Source organism: Paenibacillus sp. JJ-100 (assembly GCF_948329825.1).
Lineage (GTDB): Bacteria > Bacillota > Bacilli > Paenibacillales > Paenibacillaceae > Paenibacillus.
Genome location: NZ_CAOJCM010000001.1, coordinates 584,575 through 604,138, shown reverse-complemented (window position 1 = coordinate 604,138; position 19,564 = coordinate 584,575). Strand labels below are relative to the sequence as shown.

Sequence of the window (19,564 nt, the reverse complement as noted above, 5' to 3'; positions counted from 1 at the left end):
CCTCCTCGGTCTCTTTGTCTTGTACATTACGGAGATGGGGCAAGAACGTTTCAATTGCTGAAACATTCACTCCCTGATTCCAGCCTCTCTATATCCTTTCTTCTAACCAAAAAAACAGAGGCTCCTCCAGGAAGGAGCCTCTGTTTTGGATTTATCCAGTCTAGCTCACATCTGTAATAGATGCGAACATAAACTCTTGCTATAACTTTCTTTACAGTGAACGAATAACGAATTCGAAGCTTAGCTCACCATTAGAAGGAATTTGATATTCCGCGTGTACCGGAGCACCCCAGCTATCGTCACCGCCAACGCCCATTTGTTTGCCAGCTACGGTAACGACAGTGTAGTGCACTGGTGGCAGCTCATAAACATGCTGAGCATTTTCCAGTTCAAACGCTGTATATGGTGACACATTCAGTTCAACCGGCGCACCGGAAGCCTCGATTTTGAAGCCGCGACCTGCGTTGTCCGTCAGTTTGGCCCAACGTACACCTGTGCGATTACCCGACTCCTGCGGTACAAGATATGGAGCTACTGTATCAGCTACTTTTCTGCCATGGATGCAGAGACGTGCACCAAATGCGCGATCGGAATAGTTCTCTTCCGGCCCCAATGCTAACCACTCCACATTCTCATAATCTGGAGATGTTCTGAAGGAAAGAGCGTGGATTGGCAGGTTTGGCAATCCTTCGGTTCCTTTGTACGTGTTATGCACGTGTACACTTCCATCAGCAAGCACGGTATATACTACTTTCACCTGTACATCCGTCGAGATGTTGAGTTTATAGGTGAACTCAATTCGGAATTGATCCGGTTTTTGCTCCTGTTTCCATTCTACACAGCGTGGCAACAAGCTGGCAGCATACCATGCACCAAGCTCAAAGCCCATCGCTGTACCCTTGTCATTGTCCGTAGTCGCACGCCAGAACAACGGTGCAGGCGGGATCGCAATTGTTTCACGTCCGGAGAACTTCAAGGAAACCAATGTTCCAAACTGTTTGGAGAACAAGGCATGAGTTTGGCCAACGCGAACACCGATGTTTACGTCACCTTCAACCACCTGTACATCACTCACCAGGTTTTGGTCTGCTGCAACAGCTGTTTGACTGCCTTCTTGTGTGAAAATAAACTGGCCAAATGCCACTTCGTCACCTTTGTCAGCCCAGAGCGTTGCTTCTTTCAATACAAACGCCACATTTACAGCATACTCTCCACTTGCCAGAGCATCTGCATGCAGAGGCAACTCAACTACTGTTTCACTTTCCGCAGGTACATTAACGTCAAGTGTGCCGCGCAATACTTGTTGTCCTTCGCGCTCAAGGCTGTACACCAGATCAAGCGATGAAGTATCTGCGAACAGATTTTGGTTTACGATTCTAACACTGTCACGGCTTGGGAACAATTTAATGTTCTGATACAGGAATTTAACCTCTTGCATTTTAGCCGTCACTTTACGATCTGCGTGAACAATCCCGTTACCACAGAACGAATAGTCCGATGGACGGTCTCCAAAGTCTCCGCCATATGCCAAAAATTCTTTGCCATAACGATCTTTTTTGTAGATAGCTTGGTCAATATAATCCCAGATGAATCCACCTTGATACATTGGGTACTTATCTTCCAGTTCCGTGTATTTATGCATACCCCCGATGGAGTTACCCATGGCGTGCATATATTCACAGCTGATATATGGTTTTGTCGGGTTATCGTTCAGGAACTCCTCGATATCAGCCGGCTTCGCATACATCCGGGATTCCATGTCACTTGTGTCGTTGAAACGACGGTCATGGAATACACCTTCGTAATGAACCATACGTGTCGGGTCTGCCGATTTAAAATATTGCGACACTTTGTAGATCACTTCACCGCCATGGGATTCGTTACCACAAGACCAGATTAAAATGGACGGATGGTTTTTATCACGCTCCAACATGGAGATTGCACGATCCATAACAATATCATGCCACTCCGGCTTATCGCCAGGGATGACCCATGAAGGTTCTACTGCGCCAAGCTTCTGCCAGGAGCCGTGAGTTTCCAGGTTCATCTCATCAATCACATAGAGTCCATATTCATCGCACAGTTCATACCACAAACTTTGGTTCGGGTAATGTGATGTACGAACAGCGTTCATATTGTTTTGTTTAATGGTGCGCACATCCCACAGCATATCTTCTTTTGTGATTGCACGACCACGGTACGGGTTGAACTCGTGACGGTTTACGCCCTTGAACACAATGCGTTTACCATTGATATGCATCATTTTGTCGATCATCTCGAACTTGCGGAAACCAACCGCTTGAGGAACAACTTCCACAAGGTTACCTGCTGCATCATATACACGGATATACAAACGATACAGATACGGAATCTCTGCACTCCAGAGGTTGACTTGTCCGATTTCTTGACGAAGTTGTACCAGGCCATTGTCCGCTACATTTTCGTCAAAGCTTTTCACCACATTGCCTTCTTTATCTCGAAGTTCAGCTTCGATCCGCGCACCTGTAGCCGCTCTACCTTCAAGTTTCAGGTCCAGCTCCAATGTACCGTTTGTATACGAAGCATCCAGATCGGTACGAACATGAACGTCACGAATGTGTGCAGCTGGAACCGTATACAGATATACATCTCTGAAAATGCCGGAGAAACGCCAGAAGTCCTGATCCTCTAACCAGCTGCCCGTGCTGCGTTGGTAAACCTCAACAGCCAATTTGTTCTCTCCATCCTGAAGGAATGGTGTCAGATCAAAATCGGATGGTGTGAAGCTGTCTTCCCCATATCCTACGAACTGTCCGTTCAGCCATACATAAAATGCGGATTCCACACCTTGGAACGAAATATATACAGGGTTAGCTTCCCAGCCTGTTGGCAGATGGAATGTGCGAATGTAGCTACCTACTGCGTTTTTATCCTGCGGCAGAGCCGGTGGACGAAGTTCATTAAGACCGTCCCACGGATACTGTGTATTTACATATTGAATCTGACCATAACCTTGCAGTTGAATGTGTCCAGGCACTTCAATATCATCCCAGCCTTCGCTGGAGTACTCGGAAGTATAAAATAGTTCTGGACGGCAATCTGGACGAATCGAATAGTTGAATTTCCACGTACCATTAAGATCGTAACGAAGTTTCATCTCAGCGGAAGCAACAGCCTCTTCCATCGTTTGATAGTAACGGTGATCGGAATAGGCGTGAAGACGATTCACCTCAAATACACTTACGTCACCTAACCAGTTGATATCTGCTTTTGTAGCTTTCATAAGGCTCTCTCCCTCTCTACAACAAATTTCGTGATGAGTTATTCAGGCTTGCATCGAAAGCGACTTCCATTCTTGATTGATATAAAAAGATAGAGGTACGCCTGTTACAGGCGTCCCCTTCTTTTCTTTCCTGCATTCGTCCGTTGGACAGAATATTCGTTTAGCTTATTTTACCGAACCAACCATACCTGCAACAAAGTGTTTCTGCATAATGAAGAACACAAGCGCAGTAGGAAGTGTTGCGATAACAACTGCGGTCATAATAACCCCGTAATCTGGAGCATAACCTGCGCCCAAGTTGGAAATCAACAATGGGATGGTTTGCTGATCGGGTGTTTGCAATACGATGAGCGGCCACAGGTAGTTGTTCCAGCTGCTCATGAATGTAATGATCGCTGCTGCTGCATAGGTTGTTTTCATCGTAGGCATATAGATTTTCAAGAAAATGCCCAGCTCGCTCAGACCGTCAATACGTCCAGCTTCCAGCAGATCTTTCGGGAACATTTTGGTGTTCTGACGGAAGAAGAAAATCAGGAACGCTGTCGTGATCGTCGGAAGGATAACCGATGCCATCGTATTAATACCGATTGCCGGTGCCGCACTAGAGATCGTTGCAAACATACGATAGAGCGGAATCATAATTGCTGCAAACGGGATCATCATTGACATCAACAGGATGGTGAACACAATATCACGAGATTTTGTGCGGTAGATCTCAAACCCGTATCCAGCCATGGAACCAATCAACAAAGCCAGAACAGTGGATATGATAGAGATAATCGCTGAGTTCCCCAGCGCCTGTATCAGATTGGTAGTGTCGAGCAACTTGTTGAAGTTTTCAATGAATGCCGAACCTGGAAGCAACGTACCTCTAGTTACATCTACAGATTTGTTCGTCGAGCTGATAATCATCCAGAAGAACGGGAAAATGGATATAAAAGCAACGATGGACAGGAAGACATATGTGAAAATACGTTTTGCTTTAGCCATTTTTATCACCTGCCACTTTAAACTGGATAATGGACAAAATAATGATCAGAATTACGATCGAATACGAAACGGTTGCTGCATAACCAAAGTCTGGTGAATATTTGAACGAAAGGTTGTAGATATACTGTGAAATCGACATGGTCGCGTTACCCGGACCACCTTTGGTAATATTCATAATTTCATCAAAGATTTGCAAAGTACCAATCGTTGATGTAATGGATGTAAAGAGAATAATCGGTTTAAGCAATGGTACAGTGATTTTGAAAAATTGAGTGAATGCATTTGCTCCGTCAATTTTTGCAGCTTCATAGATCGATTGATCGATGTTTTGCAAGGATGACAGATAGAAAATCATATTATATCCGGTCCAACGCCAAGTAACGGCGATTATGATCGTAATTTTAGCCCAGAACGGGTCAGTAATCCATTGAATTGGTGTGCCGATAATGTGTAAACCCATTAGTGCCTGGTTCACCATACCATCCGGTGAGAACAAGTACTTGAATACAACCGAGTAAGCAACAAGTGAAGTTACACAAGGCAAGAAAATTGCGGTACGGAAAAAGCTGCGGAAACGCAGTGTGCTGTCATTCAGCAATACAGAAATGAACATACCCAGAATGATCATCAAAGGTACTTGAATGATTAAGTAAATGAATGTGTTTGATAATGCCGTACGGAACGTGGTATCTACGAGCAATCTTTTGTAGTTCGCTAGGCCCGAAAACTCAAGGTTGGCACCTTTGCCTGACTTGAATGATAAGAGTAGCGCTTGAATCATCGGATAAAAGTAGAATGCTACAATTCCGACAACAGCCAGCAAAACAAAAGCCCATCCAGTCAAATTATTTTTCTTTTGGAGACTGTCTCCTGTATTTATGGCTTTCACAGTATGGCTCCTCTCTCTCCATGCAACATGGGTAGAACCTACAGAGCCTCTCGCCATGCCCAGCTCGACTTGCGCCAGACAAGGGAGATGGCTCCGTTGTTTCCTAGGTTCTATAAGTTACCTTAGGATATTAGTTTAATTGTGCCTCAGCTTGTTTTTGTGCATCATTTAGAACGTCATCAATCGATTTACCGTTCAGGTATGCTTGCATTTCAACAACCAAGATATCTTCAATTGCATAAGTGTTGCTACCATAGTTTACTTTTGGAATTTCATTCGTCCAGTTAGCGAAATCAGCGAAGATTTTTTGACCGCTGAAGAACTCGTCTGGTTTGTTGTATGCTTCACCATCAACAGCCGGTGTGTACGTACCGATTGCACCGATGTTTGTCAACAATTGTTGATACAATTCTTTGTCAGAACCAAAAGTTTTAGCCATAAAGTCAGCCGCTTGATCAGCACCAGGAACATCGTTCATGATGTACCAAGAGCTACCACCCAAGTTAGATGCGTGTACAGAGTTTGCTTGACCAGCCATTTTCGGCATTGGAGCTACAGCCCATTTACCGGATTGAGAAGCTTCTTGACGAACGGATGGTGAGAACCAGTTACCTGTAGGAATTGTTGCTACGTCACCGTTATTTGCGTTGGCAACGAATTGGCTCCAGTCGGAGTGCAATTTAACAACGTTAGCATCCATCATTTTTTTGTATGTTTCGAACGCTTCTTTCAGCGCAGGGTTCGTGTTCAGATCAGGTGTTTTACCATCTTCAGCAGTGTACCATTTACCCGCAGTTTGAATCATCATACGAACGATACCCAGATCGTTTGGATCCAGAGACAGCAAATCTTTACCTGTTTTCGCTTTCACATCTTGGCCGATTTTGATGTAATCATCCCAAGTGATGTCTTGCAGGTCATCCGCTTTGTAACCAGCTTCCTCGAGCAGGTCTGTTCTGTAGTACACACCAGCTACGCCGGAGTCAAACGGAATACCGTATTGTTTACCTTCATAAGAAGTTGGTCCAATTTTGTATTCTGCAAAATCCGAAGCTTGAATTACAGAAGACAAATCTTTGAATGCATCTGGATAAGCACTCAAGAAGCTTTGTGCACGATAGTCTTCAATCAGAACGATGTTTGGCAGACCGCTGCTTGTTCCGGAGTTCAATCCAGTATTCAGCTTCTGAATGATCGCATCTTGCGCATTTTCAATGATGTTGATTTTCAAATCAGGGTTTACTTTTTGATAAGCTTCTTTAGCTTGCTCTAGAGCAGCTACGTTGAAGGCTTTATCCCAAGCCCAGATCGTAATTTCATTTGCTTTTTCGTTGCCTCCGCCACTAGCTGCATCTTTACTATCCCCGCCAGATGAACATGCGGACAACAGTAGTACGGTTGCAAGCATCAAAATCCACATTTTTTTCAAATCGTTCAACTCCCCTTCGACCTCTTTGTCTGTAAATTTGTTTGCGTTTTCTGAAAGCGGTTGCTTTCGATGTATTTATCTTAACATTCCCTTTTCTCTATCGGTTAGTAAAAATTTTGTGCAGATTTGTCATCTTATTGCCTCAATGAAAACCTTTACAGAAAACGGTTGCACATAATTTAGTTTTTTGTACTTTCTTTTGATTTTGTAATATTTCGAGCTGAACATTTTACAACTATCACAAATCTCATAAGATTTACATATGAAAAACCCCTCATTTCCAGCATTAGAAATGAAGGGTTCAAGTATGATTTCAAACTATAGTTTACTTTTTAACTCGTAATCAGCGGTAGAGTTACAGTCACTCTTGTCCCCTCACCCACAGTACTCATGATCGTCACACCATACGGTGATCCGTACAAAAGTTCAATTCGGTCATGTACATTTCGAATACCTATGCCACTGAATAGCTGGCGATTATTTTTAGGATTAGGCAGAACGCCCTCCATATTTAGCCCTTCAATGCCGTCTCCGTTATCCATGATCTCACAGATCAGTGATTCTCCCGCACGGGAGACCATCACGTGAATCGTACCCGTTTCCTTTTTAATAAAACCATGGAAAAAGGCATTTTCGATAAAGGGCTGAATCACTAACTTGGGAACATGATAGTGTGTACAATCTGGAGCCACATAAAAGGCTGCCTTAATGCGTCCGCCATAACGCACATGATTAATGAAGACATAATTTTTCAGGTTCTCAATCTCTTGCTCCACTGTCACCGTTTCTCTGACATCGCTGATCGTATTTTGCAGCAGCCCGATTAATGCATTAATCGTCTCCGCAGCCCGATCTTTGTTACCTTGCTGCACAAGAACTTTCACGGAAGCCAGTGTGTTGTATAGAAAGTGAGGATTGATCTGACTCTGTAAGGCAGCAAGTTCAGCATTACGCTGTTCCCGCTGTGTCTGCACCAGTTGATCCACATAATCATGCAGCTCATCTAACATCACATTATATGCATGCCCCAATTGTCTGCTCTCATAACTACCACTAACCGGGATGTAGTTATCAAGATCAGACTTCGTGATGTTCGACATCTGTTTGACCAGCCTGCGCAGTGACTTTGTCATTTGACTCGTGATCAAAAACACGACTAATAGAGCCGCGAACACGATCGCTGCACAGATCAAGACAATGGTTTTCATATCGATAAGCTGCCCCATTGCAGACTCTTTATCAACGATGTTCACCAGGTAAAAACGATAGAATGGTAAATACTCAGATATAATGATACTATCTTGGCCCATCACACGGGCTGTAATGTTTTTAGGTGCCGTTTCATTTATTTTCTGTGCATAAGACAACAGTTCAGGCTGAGTTGTACCGATCCACTCTTCCCGATTAGAAGATACAATCTCGCCTTGTTCATTCATGATGACAACGTCATTCCCTCGGCTCGTAAAGCTAGCATAAAACTGACGAAAGGCTTCTTCTCTCATCGTAATATAAACTACGCCATAGATGTAACTTCTCGTTCGATCTGTGAGCGCCTTGGTAGCAGATATCATCTGCACTTTATCTTCGTTCGTATCACTGCTGTAATCATCAAAGATCAGGCGGCTCGGAGACTCGACTGCTGCTTTGGTAATGGGGTCCTGTCTCAGTTCCTCCCCTGTCTTTTGAATGTAAGAGCTATTCGTCGAGAAACTTCGCCCATTTACCCCAGCAATGGTAATGCCTGCCTCATAAAAATCAATAATGGATTGAACTCGCTTCATCGTCTCCCGCATACTATAGTAGGATTTAGACATCGCGATAGAATTTCCGTCTCCTTCAGACAAAAAACCTCGAATTGCACCACTTTGAGCCACATTGTTCGTCACCGCAGCGATGGAATCATTAAACGCATCAAAATTCGTTTTAATCTGGCTAAGCACTTTTGAATTTGTAATACTGAAGGTTTCAGTAAACAGCTTGGTTGACATATGAATCGTTGTCCACAATATGAGTACTGAGACCAGAACAATACTGACAATCATAACCAGAATAAGCTTGGGAAATAACCCGAGACGAGACAAGCCATTGTTTACCCATTTTTTCATGAATTGATCTCTTCCATTTCTATATGCTGTGTTATAGATTCTTGGCTGTTCATCTGGATTTATGCCCAGAATTTACGCCGGTAACGGCTTGGGGATAAACCGGTAAATTTTTTGAACACTTTACAAAAATAACTATGATCTGAATAACCGACCATGCTACTGATCTCTGATATGGTTACATCATCGGACCTCAGCAATTCCTCGGCTTTTTCAATACGAATTTTATTTAAATATTCATTAAAGCCTTCTTTTTTATGTGATGAGAAATAGCTCGACAGATACGACGGATTGAAATGAAAATGCTTGGCCACTTCGGACAGTCCCAAAGGTTGGTCGTAGTGCTCGTGCATATATTCAAGCAGCATCTTCATATTTGGATCACTTCGTTTTCCGGCAGTACCCGAAACACATTCCTGAACTTCCGTCATAAATTGGTCCAGAACTTCCATCACTTCACCCAAACTTGAGGCGCTGTCGACATTTTTGAAATACGTATACTTACTCTCATCCAATCCGGCGGATTGAACATCCATGTCGGCAAGAGTAATTGTCACATTAAAGATAAGGTTGCCAAGAAATGATTTGATTTCGAATACATCGGCAATATAATCACGTCCCAGTGTTGCCGCATGATCACGTAAATACTCTCTGGCCGCCTCCACCCGATTCCGTTTCACATGCTGCAAAAACATATTCACATTAAACTGATAACCAGCAGGATGCATCGGTGGAAGCTCGCCATCAATCAGAATCGAACGATTTGTAAAATAGAAGCAAAACTCCATTAATTTGATCAGACGTTCTCGATAAATACCCCCTATCTTCTCAATAGAGCTGAATTGTTCGCTGAGCACCCATACTGGAGAGCTCTGTCCAGCTCCCGCTTCACTGGACCATTCCTTTATTTTCTCAACCATCTCTTCGTCTTGTTCAGGCTCTACGTTCAACAGTATAACCGACAAGCGGTTATCTACAGGTAAAATGGAACATACGATGTCGGGTATTCGTTCTTTCACTTGAGCCTCAATCTGTTCATGCTCCAACCGATTCAGACCGCGATTCGCAGGCTGTAACGCAAGTATTCGAAAAGTCCCTAACGGGAAGCTTTCTCGAACGATTGGCATTTCGTTATCTTCGTCTAGCGTAAATCCGGATAACATTTTCTCCATCAACTGACCGAGCCGCCAGCCATCATGTGAAGGCTCGTATTGAAGCTCAGGCATTTTGCCAGCGGTACGTCTTAATACGTCCAGAAGTTCATTCGTGTCCAGCTTCGGCTTTAATATATAATCTGCGGCTCCATGCTGCAATGTGGATCGAACATATTCAAATTCACTGAAACTACTCAGAACAATGACCTCAATGTGCGGATATTCTGCCTTCAGAGTGCGGACAAATGTTTCCCCGTCCATAACAGGCATAACGATGTCGGTAATGACAATATCCGGATCCAATAACTTCACCTGCTGTAAACCCTCTTCACCGTTGGAGGCCTCCCCAACGATAGTAAATCCTTCGGCTTCCCAGTTCATATGGTGCTTAATACCCTGTCTTACCAGAAATTCATCGTCAACAATCAGTACCTTGCACAACCGGTTCATGATCGCGACCCCCCTGTCTCATCTATAACTCTATATATGCATTTTAACCCTTTATATATGGATATTTGAAGTCCTTCTTTGTTAGCGGTTACATTATAATTAAAATAATGGTATATCTTGTTATATCTTATATTCTATGTTTAAGCAATAGGAACTATCTATAGTTTACACTATATTTCGACAAAAAAAGAAGCCCCAAAACGCCAATACCCATTTGGGCGTCTTAGGGCACATTCTATTTTATTATTGTGATAAATATAATCAGGAACCTCACGTTACGGCTCCAGCCCCCATTGAAGCTGACCAGCAACATATCCCGTAACTTTGGACCAGTCAGTATAGGATGAGTGGTTGTCTGCAAAAGAATAATCATCTGTCTGAGTGTAACTGGTCCAGTTGTCTTTGGAAAAACGTGTCTGAATTTCTGTGCTCTGCCCCGCGTGGAGTACTCCAGCCGAAGCTTTGAATCCAATTTCTAGCACCTGATCCGCTTCAGGCAGCCCCGGTGTTAATGAACTGAACGTACCCGTGATGTTGTCATTACCGACTGCGGCCCAGTCACAGAAGAAATTCTGAGGCTGGCTACCATTGATTGTGTAATAGTATCGAATCTTAACGTCTGATAGATTCAGTGGCACCGTTCCTGTATTCGTCAGTCTGAACTTGGGATTAATGGAGCTGCTGGATGCCGACGTTGTCCCGTTGTACATTTCAATGCGAATCGTTCCATCTGGAACGACCACCGTTGTATCTTTAATCGTTAGATTCAACACCGCTGGGTTACCTGCACTGAATTGAAAGGTTAATGCAGCTGCCCCTTTGGGCAGTGTCGCCAGATACGTTTTATGAAGTACGACCTGATCACCAGCGACAGTATAGTCAGTGCCCGCTGCAAGTATCGTATTTCCGTTACGTATGGAAGTTAATGTATTTCCTTTGAGTGTTAACGTTACAGGAATATCTGCTTGATGATCTGTGTTCAGATCAAATTGAGCGGTTACCGGCGTAATCGTCGAATTCGGTATCGTTGGAGTGCCACCATTCCCGTTTACCGGATCCGCATACAATATCCCGCGTCCATTCGTACCGAGATATACTCTGCCATAAATACGCGGGTCTCCTGTAATCGTGGTTACGCGGGCGTACTGATGCTGATCATCGTTAATCCGAACCCAGCTCGCTCCCCCGTCGTCTGAGCGGAAGAACCCACGTGTTCCATCGATCTGCGCCACTGTGTATAAGGCTACAACACTTTGTCCAGGAGCTGGTTTACCAAATCCAATGCTGTCCGCTTCCTCGACATTGGTAAGTTTGGTGAATGTGGCTCCAGAGTCCGTTGAATGCCACAAACCATATGGCCCCTCCTCCTCATTACCTCCGGCAAACCACAATTCACCTTCTATACCTGGTACAGCGTCGAGATCCGAATTACCTTCGATGGGAAGTCCAGTCGCTGGCGACACTGTAAACGATGCTCCGCCATTCACACTGACATAGATTTTTCCTGCTGCAAAGCCATAGAACTTGTTCGGATTAACCCGATCTGAAATGACTTTGGCCCCTGACGGTATTCCTGTACTTGCTGTCCATGAATTCCCGCTGGCAGAGTGAAATACCCCTCGATCTGACGTGCTCCATACGAGACGGTTGCCACTTGCCGAGATTGCAACTGTACCGCCTCCTGCAGTGCCTGAAGGTTCTGCGCTTGCTTTATACCATGTGCTTCCTCCATCGCTGGATAAACCGATTGATTTGGCATTGGGATCTGCGGTGTAATCCGCTTTCCCCACTCGAACCATCGTGTTTGGACTTAATTCCGCAAAATCTATACTTTCCGTTGAAGGATAGTTCGGATTGGTGAACATCTTCGCTGGTGCTTGGGTCAAGTCATCATGACGGAACCCGGCAATGTCTCCCAACGCACTGACTAGATTGGCTCCACTTGGCGGACTGATCAGCTCCATAACAGCTGTTTCTTCAATGCCCTTGGCCATAACAGAGATGTTGATTTTCTTATCCTCATCCCAATCTGTGAGGTTGTTTGTACCATAGATCGTTGCACCCGTTCCATACATCAACCGATCCGAATCAAATGGATCTATCTCCAGTGCAGCAATCATCCAGCCCAGTTTAGGACTCATCTCAGGTGGCGCAGGATTAACACCGAAGGTTAACCAAGGCGCAGCCGAGATGTCCTGGGTATATCTGAGCTTACGATCAGGGTAACCTTCAAAGTCCCAGATACGCGTCCAGGTGTCCCCACCATCTTTACTTCGGAACAGGATTGCATCAGGCCACCAGGAATTCAGCGTAGCAACCATCAGGGTGCCAGGCTCCTGTGCATCAATGGCCAATCCCCCATAACCGTAGTAGTTATCTGAACTGCTACTTGATACAGGACTGATGTTCTTCCATACGCCTGTTCCTGTGTTCAGCTTCCAAACATCCCCCTTGGTCCCATCATAGGGACCAGCACCATTGCTGTAGGTGATATACAGATTTCCATCTGCGTCCATTTTCCCGTGATGAGGCAAATATCCCGTAGGTTGTCCAGGAACAGCAGCCCAGGTCAGGCCGCCGTCCGTGCTACGATAGATACTCTCACTTTTGTCAGCAACTCCGACATAAATGGTCTGGGACGCCTGGCCAGCAGAGCCACTTGTTTCATCAAAAGTGATCCAGGCCAGACCTATAATGTCACTGGTATACTCGTTAGCAGGGTTCTCCACATAGTTCCCCGGATTCGGGAAGCTGGTTACTTCAGTCCAGGTTACCCCATAATCCGTACTTTTCCATAGTCCGTTACCACTGCGAGCACCGAAGTACAGAATCCGATGATCATTCGGATCCACGACTAGGCGCTCCCCCATGGAACGACCAGGCATATTGCCACCTACCTTAAAAGGTAATTCTGTTTTCTCCCAAGTATCTCCCCGATCTGTGGACCGAAAAATATAACCGTTATCCTTCACCCAAGAATTGGTATACGTGCCTACCGCCATATATACCCGGTCTGGGTCAACGGGGTCTGAAGCCAGTGCATCCACACCGTTATTATTCCAGTCGTCCCAGCCTACAAAGTCCGTAAGCGGGGTCCAGCTACGGTCTGCCGGATTCCAGCGGTAAGCTCCTCCAATATCCGTCCGAGCATAGATCAGATCTTTTTCAGACTCATTGAAGATAATACCTGGGATGAAACCGCCCCCTCCGCCTGTAACAACGTTTTTCCAGTTGTAGGCTTCACTTGGAGCTGCCTCGGAAGTTCCAGCCATCCCCATTCCGCCTAGAGAAGCTGTGACAATGGCTACACCCAAACTCGCAATTCGTAGCTTTTTCATCAGCATTTTCATCCCTACATATCCTCCTTTTCCTATCTCCACTTTTTCGGCAATCACAATTCGGTCTATCCCCGCTGTCTCATCCTGTTGATGATGGCGTACCAGACGAATCCATACATGCCTGAGAGGAACGCACCTCCTTTCTAAACCATTATTAAGCGCTTACAAAACTCTCGTGCCGTTCGCTTAAAATGGATAATACTTTCAATAAATAACATTCGATGGAAAACGTTTTTCCCCTTTGTCCGCAGAGGCTATTTTTGAAAAAAATAAATATATTTTTTGTAGACAGCAAAAAAAGATGCTGTTTTCACAGCACCTTTTACTCCAGCGTATTTTTTCGAGACCATTCGCTTACCCTTTTTGCCCATAAGCATGTGTTTTCTGTCCTCGAACCCCGGGTCTAACGACAAATAAGGAGCCCGCTTGTGGTGTTTCCTGCAAACGTTCTTCCTTTATCCCTATGCGTGCGGTAGTTATATATAAATCCTCCAGGTCAGGTCCTCCAAAACAGCAGGAGGTTACCTCATCAGCGGGCACCTCGACATGCTGTAACAATTCCGATGTCTCCGGATTCCAACGCGTAACCTTCCCCCCGCCCCAGTGAGCAACCCATAACATACCTTCCGCATCCACGGTCATCCCATCCGGGAACCCCATCTCTTCTGGAATCGAGATGATGCTTGTCCGGTTTGAGATTGTACCCGAAGCAAGATCAAAGTCAAAACGGTCAATCGAACGTGTCGGGGTATCGATATAGTACATAAACTCCAGATTCGGACTCCATCCAAGACCGTTGGATGTGGATACCTGCTCTACCATAGTGCGCACAGGCTTTCCATCCTCAAGGCAATAGAGCGACCCGGCTTTTTCCTCGTTGTTCAGACTCATCGTACCAGCCCAAAAACGTCCATATGCATCACATTTTCCATCATTAAACCGATTGGTTGGTTTATCCTGCTCAGGGTCCGTAATAGCTTGCCGTTCCCCTGTGAGCAGATGATATGTATAAAAACCGCTACGAAGTGCAATGATCACTTCATCTCCACGATACGGAACGACGGCTCCGACATGTTCACCCACGTCATAGGCCTGATCCTCACCTGTTACCGGGTCATATGCATGTACCTTAAATCCTTCAATATCCACCCACAACAAACGATTATTCTCCGCATCCCAGCTTGGTCCTTCTCCTAATTGTGCTGGTGATTCCACAACTACGGTTACATTACTCATACGATCGCTCCTCCTTTAGGATTTCGAATTCCCCGTCCAACTAAACCCGATGACATCCAGAAATGCCTTACTCAAGATCATATGACCTGTAGCATCCGGATGTACTCGATCATGTGTAAGCACGGATGTATAAAAATGATTCCATAGCGGAGCAAATGCAGCCTGCGTATCGACAAACAGCGCATCATATTCAGAAGCTACTCTGCGAACCGCCTCACCGTAGATGTCCATCGTCGCTCGCATTGGATCTTCCGGGTTAGCTTCAAGATAATAAGGCGTCATCAGTACAAGTCCTTTCAGATTCGGACGGACGGATGAGACAAGCTCACGTAACGTTGTCTCGTATTCTTCCAGGAACACATGTGATTCAGCCAACGGATGATCAAACTGGCGCCATACATCATTAATGCCAATCATGACTGTCAACCAGTCCGGCTTCAAATCGATCACATCCTGTTGCCAGCGTTGCTTCAAATCACGGACGGTATTCCCACTATTACCCACATTCTGTACTCTCAACATCAGTTCGGGATAAATCGAGCGTAATAGTGCGTAGACCTGTGCAACATACCCATGACCTAACCCTGAACTGCCTTCTCCAACAGGATGTGAACGTCCGCAATCGGTAATCGAGTCCCCGATAAAAAGAAGTCTGTCGTGCTTTTGTAATTTCATGGCTTGCTCTCCTCTACTCGTAATGTCAGTGCTATATCTCTTTATTGAATGGAATCTGTGCTAAAGTTACCAGCCTTGATTTTTAAGCCAGGTAAGACACAGTTCAGACCATACCCGAACCGTCCTATCGTTCTCCGCCAGTCCCAGACCATGTGGACCTTTCTCGAATACATGCAGATCATATGGAATCCCTTGTGTACCTAATGCCAGCGCATATCGCAAACTATTCTCTACAGGTACAGCCTGATCGTCACTCGTATGCCAGATGAAAGCAGGAGGAGCGTCTGATCTAACTTGGTGCTCTGCACTGAAGGCTTGAATTTGATCCTCCGTTGCATTCTCTCCTAGCAAATGAATACGCGAGCCGGCATGTCCATATGATTTCATCGTAATGACCGGATAACACAGGATGACACGGTCTGGGCGGGAGCTCTGCCGTTCAATGACATCCTCATGATCCGGTTGTCCTTCATCATACTGCGTACCCAAGGTTGCTGAGAGATGTCCCCCTGCCGAAAAACCAAGCACTGCAATTTTGGAGGGATTAATCCCGTACTGTTCCGCATAAGCTCGTACATGACGAATTGCACGCTGCCCATCTGCCTTAGGTGCCGGATGACGATGTGGTGCTACCCGATATTGAAGCACAAAAGCACTGATACCTGCACGGTTTAACCATTCGGCAACAGGTGCCCCCTCGTGGTCAGCAAGATGACCGTAACCTCCCCCTGGACAGACAATGACAGCGCTCTCGGAACCAGGTTGAAGAAAGGGAATCAGATGTGGCATCTCGCCTTCATGTCCTGTAGCCGCATATGGAGCGGGTTTTTCCCACAATGGGATCATTGAACTCATGCTATAACTCATCCTCTCTCGCTCGTACGGAATAGATTCGTTTAATCGTTTTCGATTCTAGGATTCGATACCATCATAACGGCAACAAGAGGATGCATCAATACCCTTCGTCATATCTTTTTGTTCAGCCTGTCCTAATTAGTACAAGTTACGAAATTGCTCCGGCGTAACCCCTTCAATTCGGCGAAAGGTGGCAACAAAATGACTGGCATCACGGAATCCTGCCCGTGCCGCAGTCTCTTTGATCGTAAGATCTATCCGTCCTGTCAGCATCTCTTTGGCCTTGCGTATGCGAAGCAAGATGAAGTAACTATAAGCCGTTATACCGAAGGATTGTTTAAACAACGTGTTCAAGTGTCTGGACGAAATTTCGATAATTGAAGCCATCTGCTCTAGTCCAATATCCGGATTGCCATAATGCTCTTCCATAAAAGTAAGAAGCGGAGCAAGCCTTGCTACAGCGTGTGAGATCGAAGATCGATTACCCGTCATTCCGTGTTTTTTGAGCAAAATCAAAAAACGATACATGTCTGCCGAGGCTTCCAGCCCGGATAGATCTTGGTCACTCCCAATCGAATCCAGCACATGCTGGGCGTAATCTCCCAATGGACTATTGGAATCCCATTGGTGAAAATCCGCCTCACCCAAACCCAGCGAATCTATAATAGCAGCACATTGAGACCCGCCAAATGTAATATAGATCGTCTCCCAGTCCTTTTCAACACGAGCATATTCGTGTGGCAGGTTTGGGGGGAGCAATATGCCAGCGCTTTCGCCCAGAATGGCTGAAGCTCCTGAAAGTTTGAACTCCCCAGCTCCTTTAACCGTTTGTATCCAATGATAATATGGATAACCTGCTGGTCTGGAGACTTTTTCCTGATTGCCGTTATATCCTATACTCTCGATATACAGCGGAAGCGGCTGATCTCGCGGTGTCATGAAATAACGTTGATGTCGAGGTGAGATGAGCATGTCAACCTCCTTGAACACAATAATATTGGGTTCCATATTCTTATATGTATCATTACTTTTATTATATTTTAAATGTCATATGTATCATATAGTATTGGATTATTCTTATACAAGGGGTGAGCACGTTGATTAGCAGCAAACTACCCAAAATGTTCTATGGCGGTGATTACAACCCTGAACAATGGGATCATGAGACCCACCTGGAAGACCTCCGCATGTTTAAGCTGGCAGGCATTGATATGGCCACCATTAACGTTTTCTCATGGGCACTGATTCAGCCAGATGAAGTGACATATAACTTTGAATATCTGGACCAATTGATTGATCGTCTGTACGAAAACGGAGTATACATCTGTCTGGCCACAAGTACCGCTGCCCATCCAGCCTGGATGGCTAAAAATTACCCTGATGTCCTGCGCGTGGACGCAGATGGCCGTAAGCGTAAATTTGGCGGACGGCATAACTCTTGCCCGAACAGTCCAACTTATCGCAAATACGCCGAGATTATCGCTGACAAGCTCGCGGAGCGTTACAAAGATCATCCTGCTGTTCTTGTCTGGCATATTTCCAATGAATATGGCGGCGATTGTTATTGTGATAACTGCGAAAAGGCATTCCGCGTCTATCTGAAGAAACGTTATCACACGATCGAACAGGTAAACAAAGCTTGGAACACAAACTTCTGGGGACATACCTTCTACGATTGGGATGAGATTGTGCTTCCAAGCAATCTGAGTGAACATTGGGGACACAACAGCTCATCATTCCAAGGAATCTCGCTGGACTACTCCCGCTTCAACTCAGACAGCATGCTGGAATGTTACCTGCTCGAGTATCATGCGATCAAAAAGCATATTCCCGATTCAGTCGTTACCACGAATCTGATGGGCTTTTTCAAACAGCTGGACTACTTCAAATGGGCTAAATATATGGATATCGTCTCTTGGGACAGTTATCCCGGTCTTGCCACACCGATTAGCTATACTGCTATGGCTCATGATCTCATGCGTGGACTCAAAGACGGTCAGCCATTCATGCTGATGGAACAGACACCAAGCCAGCAGAACTGGCAGCCTTATAACTCGCTCAAGCGCCCAGGTGTTATGCGGCTGTGGAGTTATCAGTCCATCGCACATGGCGCCGACACGGTAATGTTCTTCCAGCTCCGCCGTTCGATCGGTGCATGCGAGAAGTACCATGGTGCGGTCATTGAACATGCGGGACACGAAAACACCCGCGTCTTTCGAGAGGTCGCACAGCTGGGTAAGGAGCTGCAACTCCTAGGTGACACTACACTTGATGCTAGAGTTCAGTCCAAGGTAGCGATCGTGTTCGACTGGGATAACTGGTGGGCCATTGAAAAGTCAAGTGGGCCGACCGTTGCACTGAAATATGTGGATCAGATCCATAAATATTATGCAGCTATGTTCCGTCGCAACATTCAAGTGGATATTATTAGTGTGGACACCGATCTCAGCTCGTATGATCTGGTTCTTGCACCTGTTCTTTACATGATCAAACCAGGATTTGCTGCAAAACTGGAGCAATTTGTTGCAGCAGGCGGTACCTTCCTGACTACCTTCTTCAGTGGAATCGTTAATGAGCATGATCTGGTGACCACTGGCGGTTATCCGGGCGAGCTTCGCAACCTGCTTGGCGTCTGGGTAGAAGAGATCGATGCCCTGCTTCCTGAACAAAAAAATAGTATTGTTATAAACGAAAGATTCGGCTCACTAGAAGGTGTATACGAATGCGGGATGTTGTGCGACCTCTTGCACAGCGAAAGTGCGGAAGTGATTGCCGAGTACGGTGAAGATTTCTATCAAGGCATGCCTGCAATTACACGCAACACATTTGGTCAAGGGGAAGCCTGGTATATCGCCACTGATCCAGATGAAATATTCATAGATAGTTTGCTTACAGAGCTTACGGCAGCCAAAAACATTAAACCTTTACTGGAGACCCCACAAGGTGTGGAGGTAAGTGCGCGAATCAAGGACGGGATAACCTATCTGTTTGTAATGAATCACAATGCCTCCACTCAATCCTATGATCTGGGTGATACAGTCCTTCTTGAGCTATTAACAGGTCAGAAGGTTACCGGACATGTTGAGATTGAAGCACGCGGGGTGCAGATCCTTGAGTGCACAGCGTAGCATTGCACCCTGCATCGCAGCGCATGGTTCTGCGTGAGAGAGGTTATATCTGAATA

The 19,564-nt window shown here is 45.4% G+C and carries 12 protein-coding genes; 1 reads left to right on the top strand and 11 read right to left on the bottom strand.

The genetic code is table 11. The features are described from left to right. Window positions 1–211: 211 nt before the first annotated feature. The 11 genes from PQG66_RS02990 to PQG66_RS02940 form a co-directional block, all read right to left on the bottom strand. Complete coding sequence (locus tag PQG66_RS02990; protein ID WP_272034927.1) at window positions 212–3,262, bottom strand: glycoside hydrolase family 2 TIM barrel-domain containing protein; 3,051 nt, start codon at window positions 3,260–3,262, stop codon at window positions 212–214. Window positions 3,263–3,427: 165 nt separating this feature from the next. Then, window positions 3,428–4,252: a carbohydrate ABC transporter permease gene (locus tag PQG66_RS02985; RefSeq protein WP_272034926.1), complete on the bottom strand. Its 825-nt coding sequence runs from the start codon at window positions 4,250–4,252 to the stop codon at window positions 3,428–3,430. Then, on the bottom strand, window positions 4,245–5,141 hold the full coding sequence (locus PQG66_RS02980; RefSeq protein WP_272034923.1) for a carbohydrate ABC transporter permease: 897 nt from the start codon (window positions 5,139–5,141) through the stop codon (window positions 4,245–4,247). Before PQG66_RS02980 ends, PQG66_RS02985 begins: the two co-directional genes overlap by 8 nt. Before the next feature lie 130 nt (window positions 5,142–5,271). Beyond that, window positions 5,272–6,570, bottom strand: coding sequence for an ABC transporter substrate-binding protein (locus PQG66_RS02975; RefSeq protein ID WP_272034921.1), 1,299 nt, complete (start codon window positions 6,568–6,570; stop codon window positions 5,272–5,274). Between the two features lie 332 nt (window positions 6,571–6,902). Then, a complete protein-coding gene (locus PQG66_RS02970) occupies window positions 6,903–8,675 on the bottom strand; it encodes a cache domain-containing sensor histidine kinase (RefSeq protein ID WP_272034919.1) in 1,773 nt (590 codons plus the stop codon). Window positions 8,676–8,734: 59 nt separating this feature from the next. After that, complete coding sequence (locus tag PQG66_RS02965; protein WP_272034917.1) at window positions 8,735–10,276, bottom strand: response regulator transcription factor; 1,542 nt, start codon at window positions 10,274–10,276, stop codon at window positions 8,735–8,737. 275 nt (window positions 10,277–10,551) lie between these two features. Next, window positions 10,552–13,620, bottom strand: a complete 3,069-nt coding sequence (locus PQG66_RS02960) for a X2-like carbohydrate binding domain-containing protein (RefSeq protein ID WP_442955029.1) — start codon at window positions 13,618–13,620, stop codon at window positions 10,552–10,554. Window positions 13,621–13,968: 348 nt separating this feature from the next. Beyond that, complete coding sequence (locus tag PQG66_RS02955) at window positions 13,969–14,850, bottom strand: SMP-30/gluconolactonase/LRE family protein (RefSeq protein WP_272034914.1); 882 nt, start codon at window positions 14,848–14,850, stop codon at window positions 13,969–13,971. A gap of 15 nt (window positions 14,851–14,865) precedes the next feature. Beyond that, entirely contained in the window at window positions 14,866–15,525 is a 660-nt protein-coding gene (locus PQG66_RS02950; protein ID WP_272034912.1) for an SGNH/GDSL hydrolase family protein, read from the bottom strand. 66 nt (window positions 15,526–15,591) lie between these two features. Beyond that, complete coding sequence (locus tag PQG66_RS02945; RefSeq protein ID WP_272034910.1) at window positions 15,592–16,380, bottom strand: alpha/beta hydrolase; 789 nt, start codon at window positions 16,378–16,380, stop codon at window positions 15,592–15,594. Between the two features lie 138 nt (window positions 16,381–16,518). Continuing rightward, a complete protein-coding gene (locus PQG66_RS02940; RefSeq protein ID WP_272034908.1) occupies window positions 16,519–17,352 on the bottom strand; it encodes a helix-turn-helix domain-containing protein in 834 nt (277 codons plus the stop codon). A 125-nt stretch (window positions 17,353–17,477) separates the two neighbouring features. Here PQG66_RS02940 and PQG66_RS02935 point away from each other — a divergent pair, with 125 nt between their 5' ends. Next, window positions 17,478–19,508, top strand: coding sequence for a beta-galactosidase (locus PQG66_RS02935; RefSeq protein ID WP_272034905.1), 2,031 nt, complete (start codon window positions 17,478–17,480; stop codon window positions 19,506–19,508). Window positions 19,509–19,564: the final 56 nt, after the last annotated feature.